The sequence below is a fragment of the Weissella muntiaci genome (assembly GCF_008107635.1).
Classification (GTDB): domain Bacteria; phylum Bacillota; class Bacilli; order Lactobacillales; family Lactobacillaceae; genus Weissella; species Weissella muntiaci.
The window spans coordinates 1-8,577 of the sequence record NZ_SDGZ01000035.1; the positions used below are offsets into that span (position 1 = coordinate 1).

An 8,577-nucleotide genomic window follows, 5' to 3' on the forward strand; every position below is an offset into this window, starting at 1 on the left:
GAATCAGAAGCATCAGAGTCAGAGAGTACATCAGTATCTGAATCAACGAGTGCATCCGAATCAGAGGCATCAGAATCAGAGAGCACATCAGTATCTGAATCAGAAAGTAATTCCAACTCAGATTCAAACACGACAAGTACGAGTGCATCAGAGTCAGAAAGTGCTTCAACGTCTGAATCAATCTCGACATCAGAATCAGAGAGTGCCTCAACATCAGCCTCAGAAAGCACGTCAACGTCAGAATCAGAAGGTAATTCCAACTCAGATTCAAACACGACAAGTACAAGTGCATCGGAGTCAGAAAGCACCTCAACATCTGAATCAATCTCGACATCAACTTCAGAGAGCACGTCAACGTCAGAATCAGAAGGTAACTCAAATTCAGATTCAAACACGACAAGCACAAGTGCCTCAGAGTCAGAAAGTGCCTCGACGTCTGAGTCAATCTCGACATCAGAATCAGAGAGTGCTTCAACATCAACCTCAGAAAGTACCTCAACGTCAGAATCAGAAGGTAATTCCAACTCAGATTCAAACACGACAAGTACGAGTTCTTCAGAATCAGGAAGCACATCTGTTGCTCCATCAGAATCTGCGGAACAGTCAGAGGGTGCAACGAATGTTACCTCTGAAACAGCGACAAACAATAACGGTGGCTCGGTTGTGACACCACTTGTTTACCGCACATCAGCTAGTCAGGCTACAACTACAAGCTCAAATGCAACAAATTCAGCGGGAGTTGTAACTAGCAATGCTGATGCCTCAGTAACATCGACAGATGATAGTGAGACACAACAGACTGATGAAAATGAAACATCAGCGGCTAAGAGTGAGAAGAATAACAAGAAGACTAATGCTAATGCAATAAAGAGTGATACAACTACTAATTCTTCAAAGGATAAGGTTGAACATTCAAGCTTTGCAGGAATCGAATTAGTGTTAGCTGCATTATATGGAATCTTGCGTAAGAAGAAGCGCGATTAAAATAATGTAAAAATAAGAATGATGACTTGAAAAAGTCATCGTTCATACATATAGTAGGTAAAAAGAATAGAGGGGCTTTTATGGAATTATTGTTTCCGGATTATAAGGGTAATTTTTCAATTTTTGATGATGTGATTATTTATGCACATGAACTCGAAAAACTGAAAGTCGACTATAAATTGATTGTATTTGAATATGATCAAAATCTAGAAAGTAAGGTTGTTAAAATTGGTTTACCAGCTGAACGTTTGTTAAATATGTTTGACTGGCAACAGGACATCTACCGGGATATACCATATTTAAATGATTTCACTCGGATGTCTTTTAAAGATGACCTGCAGAAGTATTATGGGATCGAAAATAAAGCTTTTTTGACAGGCTCAATGCAGGGTGGCGAAGTAGTTTTCAAAAATAAAATTGAATCTACAATTAAAGCACCCGAACGAGTTAATATAACGGACAATAGTAAGAAGAAAGAATTTTATTTTGATAGTCGAGGTTTTATCTCGAAAATTGAGTTGGAAGATTCTACACTGTACTATAGTCCGCTTGGCGAAAAACAAATTGAATTTAATAAGCAAAATGGCCGATTTATTTTCCAAAAAAACGAATTTACAAAAATCGAGTTTATGGAGGCCTTTATTTCGTGGGTGACAGCACAATCTTTTGTTGAAAATATCTTCATTAGTCGCAGTCACGCGTACTATGAATTATTAACAACTTATTTTTCAAAGCAAGAAGACGCATTGGACTTTGAAGCAGATGAAATTGCCTTAACAAAATTAGATGTTATTAAAAATAATTCTGGGACGCTTGGAAAAAATAATCTGCTAATTTATTGGGAACGAGAAACTAGTCTTGAATCAACTGAAGAGCTGATCAAGATGTTTGAACGAGCTAACGTATTAGAGATTAAGATGCAGTTTGTTTTTTGGGGCCCACGAGCCGATATGCTAGTATATAGTCGACCACTTCAAGAGCTGGCAAAGGCATATAAGTTAGATTGGTCACTTTTCACAGATGGTCAGATCTTTGATAAGGTCCTCGATCAAGTATCTCAAACCCGTATAATGCTCTTTCCAGTAAAAAAGATGGCGGGAATCGAGCTTTTGGCACAATCGATTAGAACGCCATATTTGGATTCTGAAGAAGCTATTGAAGGAATCGAAGTCGTGGCAAAAGATTTGTTAAGTGATTTAAATGCCTGGAATGAGGAAAGTATTTCTCTTGATCAAGTTATAGGGGAGCATGTAGATGGGGTCTAGCAACTATTTGGTGGAAGCAGGTTTAGCAAGCATCATTGATGTTAATCTACCCGTTATGGGAACAAACTTCGCCAATGCAGAGGGATTATTAATTGAGGATACCAATCAGTTCATTAATTATTTTGAGGATCAGTTTGAAAAAGAAATACCAGAGCGCCTAATAAAGGCGGACTGTTTAATATATGTTAATGCGACAAATTTGCAGGAAGTACCAAGACGCTTTTATGACTTTCTTCGACAGTACCGACATACTTTTGTGAGAAGTAGTGAAGCATGGTCTTTGTTAATCGATAATTTAGAGACAGAATTTGGGCGAGGTCAGTTCTCAACAAGGGTATTACCTTATCAAAATGTGTATATAAATGAGGATTTCACGGGAAAAGTAGAACGCCACGGACAACTTGATATTGCATTATCAGGTGATTTCGGCAGAGAATTTAAATCATACATCTATCTTCCACAAGAAGCACTTTTTGTTCGTAAGAATAAAGGGACCTTCTTTTTGTCTAACCAGCAGGTTGACGGTGGGAAGCCCTATCGTTTTAATCTTTACAAGCAAGAGCGAATGCAGGGAGTTCAAACTAGATTTAAGATCAGTTATCTACACAATAATCAACAGCAAGAATTGTTCGTTGAAGATGGAGATACGGTAATATTTGAAGGAACTACGCCGTTGAATTTGAATATTGCAATTGAACTAAAAGGGTCGGGGTCTTTTAATTTTAATGGTTTGGAGATCAGTTTAGCACGGCAGGGTGGCGATTTGATCCTGAATGATGAGCGATTGTATCTAGCGAGTGGCGAGTACATTAACGTGTATAGCTCACTTCAGATAGGACAAAAAAAGCCAAGCGATAAATTAGTAATTGCTTTTGCTGGATATCGTGCATGGAGCCGACGCTTTGAATTAATAACCCAGTTAGAGTCCTTAGACTGTAATTATATTGTGATATCTGATTTCCGTGCGCGTGGGGGAGCCTTCTATCTTGACCAATATGGATCGAATGAAGTTAGCAATCTAATAACAGATTTTATTGATCGAGAATTAAGTGAGAACAATATTGACTCGGCAAATGTGGCAACATTTGGAATGTCCGGTGGAACAGTTGGAGCACTGTATTTTGGAGCAAGGCTTGGCGTTGGAAAGATCATTTTGGGAAAGCCAATCTATAAAATTGGAAAATTCTTGAATAAGCTAGAATTAGCAACTGACTTTGGCGAGCGTTGGGTTGTTGAGTTATTTACATATCTAACAAAGACAACTGGAAATTTAATTGAGATTGATCAATTCATTGAGAGCCGTTGGTTGGATGATATTCTACCTGGTGCATTAAGAGAGGGGACACTGAGTGAGACTGTGGCGCATGTTTTCTCTCTTGATGAAGATGAATATGATGGCGAATCGATTCCTGTGCTACTAAGTGATTTAAAATCAGGTGGCGCGAAAAGGGTCGAACGTAGGCGTGAGAGCGGATATCATAGTGAAAAGACGACTGAGGTTGTTGAATGGTTTATGAATATAATAAAGGACTGGGATTAAAATGATTATTCGCTTAACCCAAGATATGAAATTTCTTTGGAACGAAGGTATTGAGTATAGCTTCGGTGAGAACGATTTAATGATTTCCGGAAAGAAATTATTTTCGGGCACTCCGCTTTTCGAGTTAGATGATCTTGTTCAATATCGGTCGGGTGGCCTGAAGAAATTTCTACCAGAATTACAAGTTGGAACAAGGTATAGTTTGAGATTTGACACTGAGGCGGATGGATTAGAGCTATCAGTAGGGGTTGAGTTCTATGATGATAAAGAGCATAAGATTATGCAGATATATGCTTCGGATGAACTAGCAGATTTCATTGTCCCAGCATACGCACATTATTCAATTAAATTCTTAGCACACATCCTTGATCAAGGGAAAAATGATGATCGCCTCAAGCATGTCAAGCTAAATAAAATCCAAATTGATCAGATCGAAACAGTGGATGATCAAGCAACTGAGGCCTTGGTGGTGAAAAGCCCTGTGCTTGCTAAGAATTTACAAATGTTAATTAAGGCCGGAAAACTCGATCGGCGGTTAACTGTGCTATCCTTTGAAGATCTATTAAGGAGAAGGACAGCCATGTCGGGATATAGTGTCGTTCATGTGACCAATGATGTTAACAATCAATTAAAAAAAGCTGCAATAACAGTTGAGATTGCCAAGCTTAACATATTGAATGTTAGCTCGAAGCCTGAATTGCTATTAGGCGAGTTACACGAATATTTTGAAATTGATGGGTTAAGTGAAAAGGGTGAGATTGCCGAGTTCCTCGATAAATATAATTTCAGAATCTATTCGAAGTTTTCTAATTAAAGAGTTTAGGATCGAAATGTTCAAGGCAACAGTTCGATCTTTTTTATAAAAGAACCAAATATACTTAATTTTTCACTGGAAACAATTGACTAATGTAGTTGATGCACATATATTAAGGGTAATTGAAGTTTATTTAAAGAATTCTAAAAAATGAATATATTAAGGTAGTCCGTTTTATATGGAAGATTTCCTTAATTAAAAAGGAGAAGAGATGGCTGTTGAAATTAAGAACATGGTTCTAGATTCAGCGAGGAGACTGATTGGTCGGAATGGACTTTCTAATTTATCTATTAGCAAAGTTGCACAAGAAGCTGATATATCAAAAAGTCACGTTTACTATTACTTTGATTCAAAGCGCGATTTAATCGATCAACTAATTGATGAAGAAATTGAAAAATATTCGTTAATAAAGGAATCAATCAACGAATCTGATAGCATTCCAAGGAAGTTGACGATTCTGTTTGACTATGTGCAAAACCAAATTAATGAAGATGATGCAGATTATGCAAGAGGTTCAATATTGATTACTCTGGCAATGGAAACTGCAGGCAATGAGCCATTATTAAATCAAAAATTAAGGTACTTCAGTAATACTATTCTTGAAGATGTATATATGCTTATCAAGGAAAGTGGTTACTTTCAAACAGATGAAGAAGAGCGTACCTACGCCAGAAAGGTATTTGCAATGATTTTGGGTGTACTAGTGATGGCACGAGTAACTAATAATCAAAGTAGTATTGATTATTTAAAAGAGGATTTAATTGCTCAGTTTACTAAGTAAATGGTTTGAATTCGGGGGGGACATATTTTGAAAGTTGGTATTATTGGAGGAATGCATGCAGGTGTTCAAGCTGCATTGAGTATCAAAAACACTTTTCCGGAACATGAAGTCGTTATATTTGAGCGTAATGAAAAGATCGCCTTTATTTCTGCAAGCATTTCCTTTATGTTGGGATCAGAAAATGTTGACGAGAATGAGGTCTTTTTAGCGACCAGTGAACAGCTTACGAGATTAGGAATCAACGTTTTGACTGAAACGGAAGTCGATCGAATTGAATTCGAAAGCAAACAGGTCGACTACCATAAAATTGGGACAAAAACTGAAAAGAGTATGCAGTTTGATCGGCTGATCTTGGCGATGGGATCAGGTGCAATCAGTCCTTTCATTCGTACTGACGAGATGATGGAACACGTATTTTTTGTTAAAACGTGGCAGGATGCTCAACAAATTACTGAAAATATTGCAGATTTTACTAATATTGCGGTAATCGGTGGCGGGTACTCTGGCCTTGAAATTGCAAATGAATTAGCAGTTAACCATAAATCGGTCGATTTGTTTGATAGGCAAAAACATATTCTGGAAAAGTATTATTCGCTCAACTTTTCGGAGAGAATAGCGAATCAATTGACAAAGAACGGTATTAATATCCATAACGGCTACGAGTTGAAGGATATACATTACTGTGGGGATTCCGACAAAATGATGGTAGATTTTAGTGATCGTCCGTCAAATGGGAAGAAGTATGATGCTATTATCATGGCAGTTGGGACATTCCCGAATACACAGTTGGTTGATGACTTGTTGGAAGTGTCTGATGATGGAGCGATATTGGTTGATGAATACTTGGAAACTAGTGTTACCAATGTCTTTGCAGCTGGGGATGTTGCTACAAAAAGTGACGTTGTTAAACAAGGAGCGGATAATTACGCACCTTTTGCGTCAAGTGCGATTCGCCAGGGAACAATTGCCGGAATTAATTCAATCAAGAAGCAAGTAAAGTTTACAGGGAGCTCGTTGACTTCAGCATTACATTTCACGGATACAAACTTTTCTAGAACTGGAATTACAGAACGCTATGCCGAGAAGAACGGGATTGAGTTTATGAAAACTAGTTTGAGTCAAAAATATCGCGTTGATTTTTTGGATGATAATCTTGTGATAGATGCAGAACTATTGTGGAGCCCAGTTGATGGGAAGATTTTGGGGATTTCTTTTCAGTCGGCCAATGATGTCACATCGTTAGCAAATCTAGTTTCATTCGCAATTGAAAAGAGACAAACCGTTGGCGATTTGGCTTTTGCTGATTTCCTATTTCATCCGCTTTATAATACCCCAGAGAATTTTATCGTAGCAATTGCGAAGGCAGCTTGGACTGAGTTTACTCAACTACAAGGCTGATATTCTATTAGAACTTAGAGATTTTGATTTGCTAAGAGTTTGTTTATCATAGAGAAGAGATCAGATATTGTATCTGATCTCTTTTTATTTGTGAAGATAATTGGAATATTTATCGAATCCGGAGTGAGTTTTATTGTTGTGAAAGGTTAACTAAGGTACACTTAAATTGTTGAACGAACGGTCGTACCGTTCATTATAGAGTTTACCTTTCAAGAAAATAGGAGGATTGATCATGATGATTATGGATATTAAAACGACCAGCAAATGGATCCTAGCAACATTACTACTTATGTGCGCTGTAGCCTTACTAATTTATACAAGTATCACATTGATAATTATCGCAACCATACTAGTAACATGCTTACTTGCGATGGAGGCATGGGATATGTTTCAAGCAAAAAAGCGATCTGTAATAGGAATTTTGATCTTTGCAATGATGGTAGCTATATTATTAGCCCAGATTGTACATCCTCATCTATTTCTATATTAGTCTTGAATTATATATATAGGGTTTTCGAGGGGGCGATATGTTCAGAAAAAACACGCATTTTAATCCAAAGATAATAAAAGAAAACAAAGAGCACTACAAGCTATACAAGGTTGGAAAATTCTTTCAAACAGCGATGTTGTCGGTTCTCGTCGCAGGCTCACTTGTTGGGCCACTTATCCAGATAGCCTCCGCAAATACAGTCAGTGCTAGTAGTGGTATTTCGCAACTTTCGTCTGATAGTGCAGCTCCAGCAGCTGATTTAGAAACTTGGCGAGCATATGACGGTGGCTTTGCATCATTTGGAATGAAAGCGGGTGTTTCAAATCAACCGACTGATGTCACTGTGAAGAAAGGAAACGCCTTTAGTCTGTCTACACAATTCGGTCGACCAACGACTGCTTTCGTGGTAGACCCATCGTCTTCGGTTAGTTTTCAATGGTATAAATGGAATGCCAGTACAAGTTCATGGGCAAAAGCCAGCGGTTCCAGTTCAAAGAAAACCTCATACAATAAATCAACTTCTACTTATCAAGAAACAATTGGACAAGCAGAAACGGATTATTACTATTGCGCAGTAACATATAAGGCCGGATTGCTCTCGAGCTCTGTCACCAAGGCGACCAACGTTGTCTCTGTAAATGTTCTCGAGACGGACATTGATGTAACAGACCTTTCAATTTCTGGGAGTGATTATATGCTTCCAGAACTTACACAGTCGCTTTCTTATACGTCGGATCCAATAGTAAATACTGCAACATATACATGGAGTTCATCTAACACGGATGTAGCAGATGTTGACGATTTCGGAAATGTAACGGCCAAAAAGATTTCTGGTACAACTATCATTACTTTGACTGCGCATAATCACTTAGGTGCGGATGTTGTGGCGACTAAGACTATTAAGGTTGGTAGTGGTCTAGAGGATGTTACGGTAAACTTCGGTGAAGATGCGACTTTCAAGATGCAGGGGTTGGACGGTTATAATGTTGAGTATCGGTGGTATGATTCGAAAGATACCAGCACGATAATTGGAACCGGAAGTTCATTAACAATCCCTAACACGACTACTTCGGATGATAAAAGAAAGTTCATTGTTCAATATCGAATTACAAGTTCCGACGGGACGGTTGGCGACTGGTCAGAGTCTAGTGCTACATTGTATGTTGACACGACTATATCAGAATCAGAATCGCAATCGTTGATAGCATCAGAAAGTACATCAACATCAGAATCAACAAGTATATCAATATCAGAAAGTGCGTCAACATCGACATCAGAATCGATTAGTACATCAGAATCAGAATC

General features: G+C 38.1%; 7 protein-coding genes and 1 pseudogene. All 8 read left to right on the forward strand.

The window, feature by feature from the left end:
• Positions 1 to 984 (forward strand): annotated as a pseudogene (locus ESZ50_RS11800) (accessory Sec-dependent LPXTG-anchored adhesin); the annotation flags it as partial.
• Positions 985 to 1,064: 80 nt separating this feature from the next.
• The gene (locus tag ESZ50_RS11500) at positions 1,065 to 2,249 is read left to right on the forward strand and encodes a glycosyltransferase family protein (protein ID WP_148624107.1); all 1,185 of its coding nucleotides are present in this window, start codon (positions 1,065 to 1,067) and stop codon (positions 2,247 to 2,249) included.
• Positions 2,239 to 3,789, forward strand: coding sequence for an accessory Sec system protein Asp2 (locus tag ESZ50_RS11505; RefSeq protein ID WP_148624109.1), 1,551 nt, complete (start codon positions 2,239 to 2,241; stop codon positions 3,787 to 3,789). The genes ESZ50_RS11500 and ESZ50_RS11505 overlap by 11 nt, the downstream gene beginning before the upstream one ends.
• A gap of 1 nt (position 3,790) precedes the next feature.
• The gene (locus ESZ50_RS11510; protein WP_148624111.1) at positions 3,791 to 4,603 is read left to right on the forward strand and encodes an accessory Sec system protein Asp3; all 813 of its coding nucleotides are present in this window, start codon (positions 3,791 to 3,793) and stop codon (positions 4,601 to 4,603) included.
• Between the two features lie 211 nt (positions 4,604 to 4,814).
• Complete coding sequence (locus ESZ50_RS11515; protein WP_148624113.1) at positions 4,815 to 5,384, forward strand: TetR/AcrR family transcriptional regulator; 570 nt, start codon at positions 4,815 to 4,817, stop codon at positions 5,382 to 5,384.
• A gap of 27 nt (positions 5,385 to 5,411) precedes the next feature.
• Positions 5,412 to 6,782: an FAD-dependent oxidoreductase gene (locus ESZ50_RS11520; RefSeq protein ID WP_148624114.1), complete on the forward strand. Its 1,371-nt coding sequence runs from the start codon at positions 5,412 to 5,414 to the stop codon at positions 6,780 to 6,782.
• Positions 6,783 to 7,014: 232 nt separating this feature from the next.
• Positions 7,015 to 7,272: a hypothetical protein gene (locus ESZ50_RS11525; protein WP_148624116.1), complete on the forward strand. Its 258-nt coding sequence runs from the start codon at positions 7,015 to 7,017 to the stop codon at positions 7,270 to 7,272.
• A gap of 37 nt (positions 7,273 to 7,309) precedes the next feature.
• On the forward strand, positions 7,310 to 8,577 hold a 1,268-nt coding region (locus ESZ50_RS11530), incomplete at its 3' end, for a KxYKxGKxW signal peptide domain-containing protein (RefSeq protein WP_148624118.1).